The sequence below is a fragment of the Methylosinus sp. RM1 genome (genome assembly GCF_011378635.1).
GTDB lineage: Bacteria > Pseudomonadota > Alphaproteobacteria > Rhizobiales > Beijerinckiaceae > Methylosinus > Methylosinus sporium.
Genome location: NZ_WOVC01000057.1, coordinates 1 through 13,445, shown reverse-complemented (window position 1 = coordinate 13,445; position 13,445 = coordinate 1). Strand labels below are relative to the sequence as shown.

The 13,445-nt window shown below is 62.3% G+C and carries 12 protein-coding genes and 1 pseudogene; 7 read left to right on the top strand and 6 right to left on the bottom strand.

Annotated features, from left to right (window positions below):
• The first annotated feature begins 234 nt into the window (after window positions 1-234).
• Complete coding sequence (locus tag FMZ75_RS19900; protein ID WP_166145712.1) at window positions 235-840, top strand: hypothetical protein; 606 nt, start codon at window positions 235-237, stop codon at window positions 838-840.
• A gap of 236 nt (window positions 841-1,076) precedes the next feature.
• On the opposite strand, the gene FMZ75_RS19895 is transcribed toward FMZ75_RS19900, so the two are convergent.
• The gene (locus FMZ75_RS19895; protein WP_166145709.1) at window positions 1,077-1,358 is read right to left on the bottom strand and encodes a type II toxin-antitoxin system RelE/ParE family toxin; all 282 of its coding nucleotides are present in this window, start codon (window positions 1,356-1,358) and stop codon (window positions 1,077-1,079) included.
• Window positions 1,359-1,361: 3 nt separating this feature from the next.
• Window positions 1,362-1,844 carry a hypothetical protein gene (locus FMZ75_RS19890; RefSeq protein ID WP_246729129.1) on the bottom strand — a complete coding sequence of 161 codons (483 nt, stop codon included), beginning with the start codon at window positions 1,842-1,844 and terminating at the stop codon, window positions 1,362-1,364.
• A 630-nt stretch (window positions 1,845-2,474) separates the two neighbouring features.
• On the opposite strand from FMZ75_RS19890, the gene repA reads away from it, so the two are divergent.
• The 3 genes from repA to repC all read left to right on the top strand — a co-directional run bounded on the left by repA (window position 2,475) and on the right by repC (window position 6,278).
• A complete protein-coding gene (gene repA, locus FMZ75_RS19885; protein ID WP_166145702.1) occupies window positions 2,475-3,692 on the top strand; it encodes a plasmid partitioning protein RepA in 1,218 nt (405 codons plus the stop codon).
• A complete protein-coding gene (gene repB, locus FMZ75_RS19880; RefSeq protein ID WP_166145699.1) occupies window positions 3,689-4,711 on the top strand; it encodes a plasmid partitioning protein RepB in 1,023 nt (340 codons plus the stop codon). The genes repA and repB overlap by 4 nt, the downstream gene beginning before the upstream one ends.
• Before the next feature lie 232 nt (window positions 4,712-4,943).
• Window positions 4,944-6,278: a plasmid replication protein RepC gene (gene repC, locus FMZ75_RS19875; protein ID WP_166145696.1), complete on the top strand. Its 1,335-nt coding sequence runs from the start codon at window positions 4,944-4,946 to the stop codon at window positions 6,276-6,278.
• Window positions 6,279-6,320: 42 nt separating this feature from the next.
• Here the strand turns inward: repC and FMZ75_RS19870 are convergent, their stop codons facing one another.
• The 3 genes from FMZ75_RS19870 to FMZ75_RS19860 are packed head-to-tail and all read right to left on the bottom strand — an operon-like array spanning window position 6,321 to window position 8,779.
• Window positions 6,321-7,235 carry a recombinase family protein gene (locus tag FMZ75_RS19870; RefSeq protein WP_166145693.1) on the bottom strand — a complete coding sequence of 305 codons (915 nt, stop codon included), beginning with the start codon at window positions 7,233-7,235 and terminating at the stop codon, window positions 6,321-6,323.
• 3 nt (window positions 7,236-7,238) lie between these two features.
• Entirely contained in the window at window positions 7,239-8,159 is a 921-nt protein-coding gene (locus tag FMZ75_RS19865; RefSeq protein WP_166145690.1) for a nucleotidyl transferase AbiEii/AbiGii toxin family protein, read from the bottom strand.
• Entirely contained in the window at window positions 8,156-8,779 is a 624-nt protein-coding gene (locus FMZ75_RS19860) for a type IV toxin-antitoxin system AbiEi family antitoxin domain-containing protein (RefSeq protein ID WP_207783543.1), read from the bottom strand. The genes FMZ75_RS19865 and FMZ75_RS19860 overlap by 4 nt, the downstream gene beginning before the upstream one ends.
• 665 nt (window positions 8,780-9,444) lie before the next feature.
• Here FMZ75_RS19860 and FMZ75_RS19855 point away from each other — a divergent pair.
• Genes FMZ75_RS19855 through FMZ75_RS19845 form a run of 3 tightly spaced genes read left to right on the top strand, consistent with a single transcriptional unit; the run spans window position 9,445 to window position 12,692 of the window.
• Complete coding sequence (locus tag FMZ75_RS19855; RefSeq protein ID WP_161915198.1) at window positions 9,445-9,792, top strand: helix-turn-helix transcriptional regulator; 348 nt, start codon at window positions 9,445-9,447, stop codon at window positions 9,790-9,792.
• Window positions 9,793-9,828: 36 nt separating this feature from the next.
• Entirely contained in the window at window positions 9,829-11,541 is a 1,713-nt protein-coding gene (locus tag FMZ75_RS19850) for an MFS transporter (RefSeq protein ID WP_246729127.1), read from the top strand.
• Window positions 11,538-12,692, top strand: a complete 1,155-nt coding sequence (locus tag FMZ75_RS19845) for an SRPBCC domain-containing protein (protein ID WP_166145687.1) — start codon at window positions 11,538-11,540, stop codon at window positions 12,690-12,692. The genes FMZ75_RS19850 and FMZ75_RS19845 overlap by 4 nt, the downstream gene beginning before the upstream one ends.
• 283 nt (window positions 12,693-12,975) lie before the next feature.
• On the opposite strand, the pseudogene FMZ75_RS19840 reads toward FMZ75_RS19845, so the two are convergent.
• A pseudogene (locus tag FMZ75_RS19840) lies at window positions 12,976-13,338 on the bottom strand (Tn3 family transposase); the annotation flags it as partial.
• Window positions 13,339-13,445: the final 107 nt, after the last annotated feature.

Below are 13,445 nucleotides of genomic sequence, written 5' to 3'. Positions count from 1 at the left end.
GAACAGGGCGAAGGCGAGGCTCATCACGGCGGCTCCAGAATCACTCCCCCGATAGGGAATCATGCCTGAGCCGATCCGTTAACCGCCGTTAACCCGAATTCGGAGCCCTGGCGTTCGCCGACCTGCGATGGACGCACATGTCTTCCCACGCTATCGTCAGTCGGCGCGACACCATCCAGCTCAGAGGAACGACGTGGCAAAACGGCCAATTCGCCCACGGCGACCGACCCCCAAGTGCTGGCGCTGCTCGATCGTTACCAGTGTCCCGTGCCATTCCACGAAGTCCGTGCGCGGCTCCTCGGCAACATCGCCAGCCCTTCCTCGACGTCACCAATCGAGACCGTGAAGAGCCTGTGGGGTGGTGAACTGCCTCCATTCGATTCGATCGACGAAGCGAACGAACTCATCGGCGCGCTCGTCATGGGTCTGTGGAACCGATTGACGAGGCATCAGGATCGTAGCGATCCGTTCCGGCTGATGCGAGTGCAGTCACGGGTGAACAGAGAGGAAATCATGTCGCTGGCGACAATGCGAAGGCAGGAGCTGGATGGATTCGCGGAGGGGCTGTTCGGGGGCGCCGAGGAATTGGATCTGTCGGAACGGGCCGTTGACGCGATGACCGTGCTCTCCACGCTCCGGGCGATGTTCGTGGCCATCGAAGAGGTGACGGGAGATCCTACGAAGGCGGCGAATGAGAAGGATTTTGCCGAGACCCTCGATCGAATGCGAGAGATGACGCTCACCGCCGAGAAGTCGATCCATGCCGTGGTTCTTGCTTGCAAGCGCGCCCGGGCTTCGGATTTCTCAGGGGGGCTTGCGAAGAGGTTGACGTTACACTGAGACGGCAGGCCGTGAGCGGCGGCCTTGAAATCCGGAGGCGAAGCGCTGGCGCACGTAAAGGGCGCTTGTTCGTCGGTTGTTTGCGCTCCTGTAGATCTGCGCGAGCTTCGCAAGCATGCCGGGCTAACTCAGGCGGAGATGGCTCGTCTCAGGGGATGAGCCTGTCGGGCTATCCGCCGACTCGCCCGTTGCCTCATCGGCTCAAGGGCCAACCGTTGATAAACGTTCGAACCATTTCATGACTTCGGCCATTGTTGCGCGCCGTGCAGTACGCGGACCAGCTCGACGTGTGTCTCGGCGACGCGATAGACTACGATAAATGGCGTGCGTGGTACGAGCAGCTCGCGTGTGCCGCTCAGGCGGCCGGGCCGCCCGGAATTCGGAAACTTTCGTAAGCGTTCGACTTGAGACTCGATTTCATCCCACATCGCGAGCGCGGCTCTCGGTTTGTCCTTCGCGATGTGTTCGACGATACGGTCGAGGTCGTCGCCGTAGCTGTCGCGGCGTAACAGGCGCACGCGCTAACCGTTGTGTTCGGCGGCCCGACGCGCAAGCTCGGCGCGTTTTTCGGCCGCTCGTTGCGCCCATGAGTCTTCGTCTAGGAGTCCGATCTTGCCGGCGTCGATCCTGTCGAGAGTGTTCTGCACCTCGGTACGAAACCACATGTCGTGCTCCGCCGCCTCGCGCTGCTTGCGTAACCGTTCGGCCTGGTCGGGGCGTCGGCGTGCGCCGGGGTCTGGTTCATAGGCTTGCGCGTCCACCTCGAAACGCACGACGCCGAGCTCGTCACGCACAAAGGCTGCCGCCGTGGCGAGGTTGCGCCAGAGGCGGGGTTTGCGAGCGCGCTGGGCGGCGATGGCGCGCTCGAGGACGCCGTAGCGTACAAGGACGGCCCATCCGCCCTTCTGGCCGAGGACGGTCGCACCGCGAACGGCATGCGCCTCGACGAGGCTCTGAACGGCTTTGCCGTCGATGATGTCGGGGACGGCGGGTCGCTGCGCCACTTTTCGAGCCATGGGTTCTGAGTGTGATGTGGTGGATTATTCAATAATCACGCGCGTATGTCCAGTCGGCCCATTATGACCTGGGTGAAATGCGCTAGGTGGCATCATGCCGAACTGCCGCGCGTCGATAGTTGGGCGGACGCACGCGGCTGAGCTGAACCGTAAACACCCGTGAGACTACGGTTGAAGCGCACGATCTTTCAGAGGGCTGGGCGCGTCTCGCGGGCGGTGACGGCGATGGATTTCGAAGGAGTGCCGTCGTCGACCTCGGCATGAATAAGGGCGTCAGGATCCTCACCCCGCGTCATCGCGTGATGGATGATATTTTCGGCGGCCCGACTTCTGTACCGGCCCCTCCCCTCCCCTCTCCTCCCCTCCCCTTTCCAGATCGTGAATCATCGAGATCGTCGCGTATTAAGGTGCGGGCTGTGGGCGTTCTGCGTCTCCTTGGATAGATAGGGTTCGTTCGGGACTAAGTCCCGGGCAAAGCTCCTTGTTCTCACCGGTGGGGCGTCGATTAGCATTCCGTTAACTCAAAATCGCTGGACGTGTTTGGAGAATCGTGGCTATGTCTGACGCTCTAGGGGCGTCAAAGCGCCCTCTGACCGTCACAGGAATGCTGGAACGTTGATGACAGCTTTGACCTCGGCCAGCGTAGCCGGCGAAGACGCAGTCGACAAGATTGTGCATCACGCCGAGATTTTATCTACACATCTTCAAGATGTGCGCGAACGCATGTACCCACCTAGTGCAGAAAAAGGCCTCCGGTACTTCATGACGAATGAGGTATCCAAACTCACATCGATCCCTGAATCCACTTTGCGAACGATGTCGATTGAGGGAAAGGGCCCCGCGCCCGCTCGTCTCGATAACAACCATCGTGCCTATACTCTCGCTCAGATCAATGAGCTGCGGCAGCTATTCGCGCACCAAAAGCCTGCGGACGCTTTGCGGTTTCTTCCCCGCCGCCGTATCGGCGATCACCTTCAAATTTTGGCTATCGCGAATTTTAAAGGAGGGAGCGCAAAGACCACAACCAGCGTGCACCTCGCTCATTACCTGGCGCTCCAAGGCTACAGGGTCCTTGCAATTGATCTCGATCCGCAGGCCTCTTTATCTGCAATGTTCGGTGCCCAGCCCGAAGTGGATGTTGGCGAAAACGAAACCGTCTATGCAGCGCTACGTTACGATGAGCGACGTCGACCCCTACGCAAAATCGCTCGAAAGACCTACTTTTCCGGTATTGATCTGGTTCCTGGCAACATCGAGGTCATGGAATATGAGCATGACACGCCTCGGGTGCTAGCAGAGAAAACTGGCAACTTTGGCACAGTATTTTTTGAGCGTCTTCGCTCGGCGATCGCGGAAGTCGAAGACGATTACGACGTCGTGATCCTGGATACGCCGCCATCGCTAGGTTTTTTAACTCTGGGAGCGATTTATGCAGCGACGGGGATGATCGTAACGGTCCATCCCGCGATGTTGGACGTCGCGTCCATGAGCCAGTTCCTTCTCATGATGGGGGATCTTGCGATCGTTATTCGCGACGCAGGCGCGACCCTTCGCCAGGATTTTTTCCGTTACTTGATCACGCGTCATAATCCAAATGATCTTCCGCAAACAGAAGTTGTGACGATGCTTCGGCATCTCTTTGGCAGCGACGTGCTTGTTCCGACAGCGATTGAAAGCACAGCGGTCGAGGCTGCGGGACTAGCGAAGCGCAGCCTCTATGAACTGGAGCCAGGGCAGATAAGACGAGATACATTTCACCGAGCGCGCGAATCGATCGACGCGGTGAATGAGCGGATCCTTGGGCTGATCACGGAGAGCTGGGGACGAGCGGCATGACCAAGCGCGAACCACGAAAATCTATCATCGCAAATTTCGGCTCCCTCTTAAGCGATCAGCCAGGATCATTTGCAGGCAGCACCGCGGAGTCCAGCGTCGGTGGCAGGACCGTAGCGCGAGTGGGTGCGGGTGTTATAGGCGCGACCCAAAGAACCCTCACCGACATTAGGGAGGAACGGGACCGGCTACGCGCTCGACTTGAGAGTGGCAGCGGACTGGAGGTCGATCCTGATCTAATCGAACCTTCGCCATTTCCAGACCGGCTCCCAGACGACTCTGAGGAGGACTTTGAAACGTTCAAAAGACAAATCGAGGATGAGGGTCAGAAGATCCCCATTCAAGTCCGGCGCCACCCCGGTTCCCCCGGGCGCTATCAGGTAGTCTATGGGCATAGGCGGTGGCGGGCAGCCAAAGAACTCGGCCGTCCCCTCAAATGCATGATCGTGGACTATTCGGACAGCGAACTTGTTGTCGCGCAGGGAATCGAGAATGCGGCGCGACAGGATTTGACGTGGATTGAACGAGCTCTTTTCGCTTGGCGCATGGATGCCGCAGGGATCAAGGCTAGGGATATTCGAGCTGCCCTGGGTATTGACGACCCTGAGCTTGCGCGGTTCCGCTCTGTTTGTCGGGCTATCCCGGAAGGGATTCTTGAGGCGATCGGCCGAGCTCCAAAAGTAGGACGACCTAGGTGGGTCGAGCTTGCGGCAGCTTTGACAGCGGATCCGAGCGGCTTGGCCAAAATCGAAAAAACCTTGGCAGCTGACAAGGTCTTGGGGACTCGATCTGACGACCGATTCCGAATCGTGCTTGGAGCATTGAAGGCATCGTCAGCCGAACAAGGTCGGGATGTTCAATTACTCGCAAAGTCTGGGAGGGCCATCGGCAAGGCGACGTTCAAAGGTGGAGACATCAGATTTAGCCTTGCTCGCGAACATTCTGAGGCGTTCTCAGAATTTCTGAGAGGAGAAATTCCACACATCGTGGAACGATTTCTCGCGAGAGAAGAGGAGGCCTGAAAGCGGCCCCATGCTTGAGAAATGCCCGATGGAGTCGGGCCAATTTGAACGCAATTTAGAGGAAGCAACGTAGACGCAAAAGAAAAAGGCCCCCGAAACCAAGTCCCGGAAGCCCTTCTCGTTCTGTAGCAAGCCGAGATTCTCACTTCCGCGAATCACTGTCAAGCGTCTCGTGAGAGACTGACGCCGTTTCGGCGAGCGGATTTCTTTTGCCCGAACGAGGCAAAGGAAGATGCAGACACGTCCAACGACGCCCTTCGGGCGGCGGCCGCTGTCGCTCGCCATGGTGGCGAGACAGACCGCGACCGAGAATTTCGCCGCAATGCCGGGCGCGGCTGAGACCGTCGTCCACAAATGGCGACTGTTTCGCGCGCTCACCGAAGCCAAGGAGCCGCTCGGCGTCACCGAGCGCGCGCTATCCGTATTGCACGCGCTGCTGAGCTTTCACCAGGAGACAGCGCTCTCTTTGCCAGGGAATGACGCGCAGTGCGAGCCGGTGGCCGGAGTCGCCGGCGGCATCGTCGTGTTTCCGTCGAATAAGGAGCTCTCGATCCGCGCCCATGGCATGGCGCCGGCGACTTTGCGCCGGCATCTCGCCTGCCTCGTCGACGCCGGGCTGATCATCCGCCGCGATTCTCCGAACGGCAAGCGCTTCGCCCGCAAAGGGCAGGGCGGAGCCATAGAGGACGCTTTCGGTTTCGATCTCGCACCGCTTGTCGCGCGTTCGAGCGAAATCGAGAACCTCGCCGAGGAGGTGCGGGCGGAGAATCGCGCGATCGCGCTGCTACGCGAAAAGATCACCATCACCCGGCGCGACATCGTCAAGATGATCGAGACCGGATTGGAGGAGGGTGTTTCGGGCGACTGGGACGGCGCGCACCAACGCTATGCGGCGCTCTCGGGGCGCTATGGGCGCGGGCTTTCGCGCGCCGATCTTGAGGCTTTGGCCGGCGAACTCGCCGTGTTGGCGGCCGAAATCCACAAGACGCTGGAAACGCACATAAAAGCTCAAAATATGAGCGGCAATGAGTCTCAAACTGAGCGTCACATACAGAATCAAACCACAAACTCTTCTGATCTTGAACCTAGCCTTCAAGAAGGCAGGGCCGATCCGTCCCTGCCAAACCTCGAACAGCGAAGGGCTCCGATCGATCGAACGCCGGAAGCATCTTCGGATCGCTCTCGGGCTGCCGATCCCAAGCAAGCGCTTCGAGCCTATCCGCTGGGCATGGTGTTGGAAGCGTGTCCGGACATCGTCGATTACGGCCCGGGGGGCGAGATTTCATCATGGCGGGATTTGGCTGCAGCCGCAGCGACGGTGCGCTCGGCGCTCGGCGTTTCGCCAGACGCTTGGTCGCAGGCATTGGACGTCTTGGGCCAGCATGACGCCGCGATCGTCATCGCCGCGATCCTGCAACGCGGCGATGAGATCAAGAGCGCGGGCGGTTATCTCCGCGTCCTGACCGAAAAGGCGAGGGCAGGGGAGTTCTCGCTCGGATCCGTGCTGATGGCGCTGTTGCGCGGCAAGGCTGCGAAGGCGGCGCGAGAGCGCAAGAGAACGGGGTGACGTGGGGATGGATTTTCGGACGCGCTTCGGCGGTCCACGCGCTCACAGCGTTTCGGCGTCGAGCAATCGGAGCTTTTCGGCGCGGTCGAGCAGGCTTTTGACGGAGGAGGGCGCCCAGCGGGCTCCTCCGCGTGGCGTGCGCTCATACATGGCTTCGAGCTGCGCGCCGATTTGCGCGAGCGTCAGATCGGGATTGGCCCGTTTGATCCCGGCGACGAGCGTGACGAGGCGTTCGCTGCTGACTTTTCGGCTGGCGGCTTGATGGAGGAGGCAGGGCTCGATCAGACCCTCGGCGACGAAGCGTTTGACCGCGCGCTTCAGGCGCTCGACGGTCCATTGGGGCAGGGGAGCGCCGCTGACGCCATCGCGCTTGGCGTTGAGCACGCGCACGACATCCTGCCAGCGGTGATCCGGGCGCATTTGCCGGACGACTGGAAGCCAATGTTCGGCCGTTCGATTGACGCGCTCGAAATAGTTCGCCGCCTTGGCGTCGATGATGCGCTGGATGGCGTCGCGGTCGCCGGCGCGCAGTTTGGGATTGCCGCCGATGCGGCCGCGCTTCTTGGCGGCGCGCAAGCCGTCTTTGGTGCGCTCCTGGATCAAAGCGCGCTCCAGTTCCGCCACGGCGCCGAGAACCTGCAGGGCGAAACGGCCCTGCGGCGTCGTCGTGTCGATGGGATCGGCGAGCGATTTGAAATGCGCGCCCTTGGCGTCGAGCTCGGCGATCACGGCCAGGAGATGCGACAGCGAACGGGCCAGACGATCGAGCCGCGCGACGACCAGCACGTCGCCACGACGCACTCGCGCCAGCGCCTTGGCCAGTTCCGGCCGCGAGGCTTTCGCCCCCGACATATGCTCGCGAAAAATCTCGACGCAGCCGGCCGCCTTCAGCACATCGGTCTGCGCGTCCGTGACCTGATCCTCCGTCGAGACGCGGGCGTAGCCGATCAGGGGCATGGGTCAATCTCCCCAAGGCCCGCCGACTGGCCATTTTCCTAGACTGGTCGGTTCGTCAGCGGCGGACCGAAGGACCGGCATCAGAAATGAGGCGATCGACGGGATAATTTGGTTCAGCAGCTCCGGCGCCATCGCGATCTCTGTGCGCCGAAGGAAGGCCTGCCACTGCGTTTGCTTCACCGGATCCGTGGCGAACGCCTCTGAAAGTCCGAATGGAATTTCGGTCGGCGGCGTCGTTCCGCGGCGCTCGAATGTCGCGCGTATGGCTTTGGTCAGCACCACCCCATCGAACGCGAAGGTCCGACTGATCGCCCAGAGATCGTAGAAATCCTTCATCCTGCTGTTGGCCACGCCGAGCGATACGAGAGCCTCGAGTTTTTCCGCGACAACAGTCTCTGGCGGGTAGGCCTTGAGTTTCGGCGCTGGCATTCCGATCAGCGACGGATACTCGATCTCCTGCGGGGCAGGGATGACGGCGTCGCCGAACCCGATGTCCACCTGGATCGGCAGCCGAGCATTGGCGATCGAGGCGTCGAATAAAATCCGTACGCCTGCATATTCGTCTTGTGATCGGGTCGGCTCGGCGCGCAAAGTGTCGGGTCGGAAGGCGACGCCGTCTTCGACGACTTCGACCTGAAGAATTGCTCGAAAGACGGAGATCAATTGTTCGATCTCGGGATTCCCCGTCCCGAGAAGATCGAGGTCGCCGGTCGCGCGATAAGGCGTCGGCCCCCACAGGCTGAAGAGCATAGCGCCTTTCAGGATGAACCGTTCTCGATGCGGCGAAACGCTCAGCCGATACAGGAGCCTTTCGATCGCGTAGCGGGTCAGGATCAGCTGAACATTCTCGCCGGCGGCCCGCGCACGCTGGGTCAGCCGGTCTCGCACCGAGGCCGGGAGATTTTTGAGCGGCTCTCGGGTCACGAAAGCGCCTCCAGATAGGGTCGCATGACATTCTGGACGCGATCAATGGCGGCATAACGCCAGATTTCGTCGCGCGTGGCCCGCTTTTTCGTCATGCAGTCCCGTAGCGCCTCGATAGCCACGTCGAGGCCGATTTTGCCGCGATACTTGAAACAATCGGCGACCGTTTTCGCGGGCGATGTAATGGGGACAACCACCCGATCGACGAGCTGCTGCTCGACTCCGGCTTTCAGCGACTCACCGCTGGCGCGAAGAATCTTCAATGTGACGGGCGGTCGCCTCGGCGACCATGCCTTTGATGGCAGGAGCATCCAGACCTGGGGCGGAAGCTGGGTCGTCAGCTCATGGAACTGCAGGGCCGACAGCAGTCCGATGACCCCGGAAGGAACGGATTTGGCGGCCTCGGCGAGACTGTGATGTGCGCTGATTTGGCCGTCTGCGAGTGCGTAGAGGCCACGTCCCGGTTGCGTGAGCAGTCCCTCGTCTCGGAGGCGTTGAAGGTAGATACGCGGGATTCCGGCGGCTTCGAAATCCCGCGAACGCGCAATCCCACGGTCGCGAGCGACGGCGAGAGCGAGTTCCTTCAGGTTTTTGGCCTGGATCGCGGGCATCTGTTGCATTTGTCAGGTTGATATCACGAAACGCCTAGAGTTTGCAACATATATTGCAGAATTGGATGACATCACAAATCGGTCGTTTGAAAACGTAGACGAAGGCCAAAATCCGCGGCCGCCACGTAGGCGCGAGCAGGAGAAAGGCCTGAAAAACAGCCTTTTTCGTCGATTTGCGGGCCGAAAGCTCGCCTCCGGAACCGTTCTGAGGCTTGCTTTCGGCGGGCTCGGCGTCGCATTTCGAGCCGGTCGGTGAAAGCGACAAAGGTATCTTCTGTCACTCAAGCTAAATTCGATATAGCTTGATAATAGTCTTGATTCGAACGGAATTAAAATGCGATCAGCTCTTCCCGCCTCTGTTTCATTCGAGAGCCTACAAGCGCCCTTCGAGAGCGAGTCGGACGCTCTCGCGCGTTTCGACGAGCGGCTTCGTTCCAGTCCCGTCGCCGAGGCGTTCGCTCTCCGCGCGCATTTCCACGACGCCTATAGGCGAGCGCGTCGCATTCGGTGTCGTCCATGAAGGCGGCGAGCTTTGCGAGCGTCGGCCGGAACTGATCGGCGAGACCTTGCGCCAATGCGTCTTGGCGGCGCCTTCGTCCTTCCGTAGAGGCGTGGCCTTTTATTTCCGCACTCCATCTTGACAGCCGACGTCGCCGGCGACGATATTTAATAAAATGATTAAATGTTCTGAGGCGACGCTCGACACGGTCTTTCATGCTCTGGCCGACCCGCACCGCAGGGCGATTCTGCGTATGCTGACCGAACACGAGCGCAGCATTGGAGAAATCGTTCCCGCATTTCCGATCTCCTTCGTCGCTGTCTCCAACCACATGAAGGTGCTGGAGCAGGCGGGTCTCGTCATCCGACGCAAGCAGGGCCGTCATCAGATGTGCAGCCTCGACCGCCGTGGTCTCGACGCCGCCCGGAACTGGCTCGATGCGCATGAACGCTTCTGGAGCGAGCGGCTCGACGCCCTGGACGCCGTGGTCGCTCAGATGAAGGCGGAGGACACGGGTCCCTAGAGTCGCCAACCGGTAGAAATAGGATGGAGGAAGCGCTTGACCCAGAATGTCCTCTCGAGCGAACGGGCTCCAACGTCCGCGCCCGCGCCTGCCGCCGACCGGGCGGCCGATCCCGGCAGCCTGCGCCGGGTGGTGGTGGCCTCCTCTCTCGGGGCCATCTTCGAAGCTTATGACCTCGTGCTCTACGGGCCGATGGCCGCGATCGTCGCCGCCGAGTTCTTCTCCGGGCTCGATCCCGCCTATGCCTATATCTTCACCTTGCTCTCCGCCGCCGTGACCTATGTCGCCCGCCCATTCGGCGGGCTGGTGTTCGGCCCACTCGGCGACCGGGCCGGGCGCAAATTCACCTTTCTGCTCACCATCCTGATCATGGGCCTGTCGACCGTGCTCATCGGCCTGCTGCCGAGCTATGCGGCCATAGGGGTCGCCTCGCCGCTGCTGTTCATGGCGCTGCGCATCCTGCAGGGCCTCGCCTATGGCGGCGAGTTCGGCGGCGCAGTCACCTATATCGCCGAATATGCCCCCGCCCACCGGCGCGGCTTCGCCACCAGCGCGATCGCCGTCACCGCGGCGAGCGGCCTGGCTCTGGCGATCCTGGTCGTGCTCGCCTGCGAGCTGGCGCTCGGAAAGACGGCGTTCGAGGCCTGGGGCTGGCGCATTCCATTCCTGCTCTCCGCCGTGCTCATGCTGGTCTCGGTCTATATCCGGCTGCGCCTGCAGGAATCTCCGGTGTTCCTGGCTATGAAACGGTCGGGCGGCGGCTCGCGGACGCCGCTACGCGAGGCGTTCGGTCGCTGGGACCATCTGCGCGTGGCGCTGCTCGTCCTGTTCGGCGCCGCCGCCGGCCAGTCGGTCGCGATCGCGACCGGCTCCTATCCGATCTACCTCCTGGCGTTGAACCTGAAGATCGATCCCTTCCTGCTGCACTACACCATCCTCGGCTACAGCGTGGTCTTCATCGCCGCGATGATCCTGGCGGGCTGGGTTTCGGACTGGATCGGCCGCAAGCCGGTGGTGCTCGCCGGCTTCATCGGCACGGCGCTCGCCGCCTATCCGGTGTTTCAGGGCGTCACCCACTATGCGCACCCGCGTCTAGCGGCGGCGATGACCACGCATCCGGTAACGGTGGCGGCCGACCCGGCGACGTGCAGCCGCCAGTTCGATCCGTTCGGCCTCGCCGAGTTCCGCAGCCCCTGCGACATCGCCCGGCGCGCCGTCGCCAAGCTCGGCGTGCCCTACGCCAATCGCGCCGAGCCGCCGGGCCGCGTCGCCCAGGTGGAGATCGGCGCCGCGGTGGTTCCCGCCTTCGAGGGCGTCGGGCTCGACCGGGCGGTCTTCACGCAGCAGGCCAAGGCCTTCGACGTCGTCCTCGCCGCTGCATTGGCCGATGCGGGATATCCTGCCCGCGCCGCGCCGGAGTTGACCAATGTGTCGATGCTGATCGCGCTCATGGCCGCCCTCAGCGTCTTCGTCGCGATGGCGTCCGCCCCGCTCTCGGCCTGGATGGCGGAGATGTTCCCGACCCGCATCCGCACCACGGCCTTCGCGATGTCCTACAATATCGGCGGCTGGTTCGGCGGCTTCCTGCCGGCGATCTCATTCGCCGCCTTCACCGCCACGGGCGATCTCTATGCGGGCCTGTGGTACGCAGCCGGCGTTCTGCTGGTCGCGCTCGTGGTCGGAGGACTGTTCCTGCCCGAGACGCGTGGCCGCGCCCTGGACCGCGTGACGTTGGAGCGCGCGCCATGACCAGCGCCGCGGGTCGTTCGGTCTCGCTCGTCCTGGTCCGCCGCATCAACGCGCCGGCGAGACAGATATTCACCGCCTGGACGGACCCGAAATGGCTGGTCCGCTGGCTGATTCCGGGAGCCGGGGCGCTGCGGGAGGCGGTCATCGACCCGCGTCCGGGCGGCGCCTACCGGCTGGAGGGCCTCGATCCAGATGGAACGCGCTATCGGCTCTGCGGCCGTTACATCGACGTCGCGCCGGAGCGGCGGATCTCCTCGAGCTGGGAATATGAGGGGGCCGCAGCCGGCCTTTGCGGGCCGCCGACGCGGGTCGACGTCGATCTGCGCCCTCTGGGCGCCGACGCTTGCGAGCTGACGCTCACTCACGGCGAGCTCCAGGGGGAGGAAGCGGCTGCGACGCACCGCATATTGTGGACGATCTGCCTCGACCGTCTCGTCTGGTCGCTCGTTCCGCCGCCGGACGAGCCCGACTTTCGCCCGTCGCTCGGGGCGATCGCCGAGCTCTATGGCGAGTCGCACCGCTTGCTGCAGGACGCCTTCGACAGCCGGCCGCTGGCCAACACCTTGCGCAAGATGATGGTGACGAGCACGCTGACGACCGAGCACAGGGCCTTCATCGCCGGGCGGGACATGGTGTTCCTCGCCACCGTCGATCATCGCGGCTTTCCGACCTGTTCCTACAAGGGCGGGGCGCCGGGCTTCGTGCGGGTGCTCGACGACCAGACCCTCGCATTGCCGAGCTATGATGGCAACGGCATGTATCTCTCCGCGGGCAATGTCGCCGCCAATGCGAAGGTCGGACTGCTGTTCATCGATTTCGAGCAGCCGCACCGGCTGCGCATCCACGGCGCCGCGCGCCTCGTGCGCGACGAGGCGGAGCTCGCAGCCTTTCCCGGCGCGGAGCTTCTGCTGGTGGTGAAGGTCTATGAGGCCTTCGTGAACTGCCCGCGCTATGTGCATCGCTATCAGCGCGCGGAAACATCCCCCTTCGTGCCGGGCGAGCCGCGCGGGGACGAGATGGCGCCCTGGAAGAATCTGGACGTCCTTCGCGACGTCCTCCCCGGCCGGGATCGGGTTCGGCGCGAGGAGGCGGGATCGAGATCCATGACGCGCGAGGAGTATCTGGCGCGCCTGAAACGCGGGGAGACCTGAGAGTCTGCCTCTCCTTCTGCCGCGCGTCGCGATTCCCGACGTGCTTCAGATCGAAAACCGCCTCTGCCTGCGCGAGACAGAAGAGTGTGTGCATGGCGATGACAAAACCGGTTGCGGTGCAATTTTTGCCGATAGCTACGCGATGAGGTCCGGCAGTTCGTTCGGATCAGGCAGCGAGCACCGCACTCCAGATTTCGGGCGCAGTCGTCCCGGCGGCTCTAAATCTGCTCAGCGCGAATTGCCCCTTCCTGGGGTCATCGTGGAATCTTCCCGATATCCTACGCTAAGGGGCTTCGAAGAAGTCGACGCGCGGATTTCGTAGGGGCCTGAAGGCGGTTCCGAGGGGTTGGGCGGGCCAGACGTAATCGCCGTTGAAGGCGATGTGCTCCCATCCGAGCGGGGCGATGTGGGCGACGAACTCGTCGGGGACGGTTTCGCCGCGGGAACGCAGCTCGTCGACGGCGCGTCCCAGATACACGGTGTTCCAGAGAATGATGGCGGCGACCGCGAGATTGAGGCCGGAGGCGCGGTAGCTTTGGTTCTCGAACGTGCGTTCGCGGATTTCGCCGAGCCGATGGAAGAAGACGGCTCGCTTGAGAGCGTGGTGGGCCTCGCCCTTGTTGAGGCCGGCATTGGCGCGCCGGCGTTGTCACATTAACGCGCGGGTAAGCCGACACGGGCGATCTTCCCGCCATGAAACAATCACCCGTGAGCTACAAGCGCCATCGCTTCCCGCCGCAGATCATCGCCCAT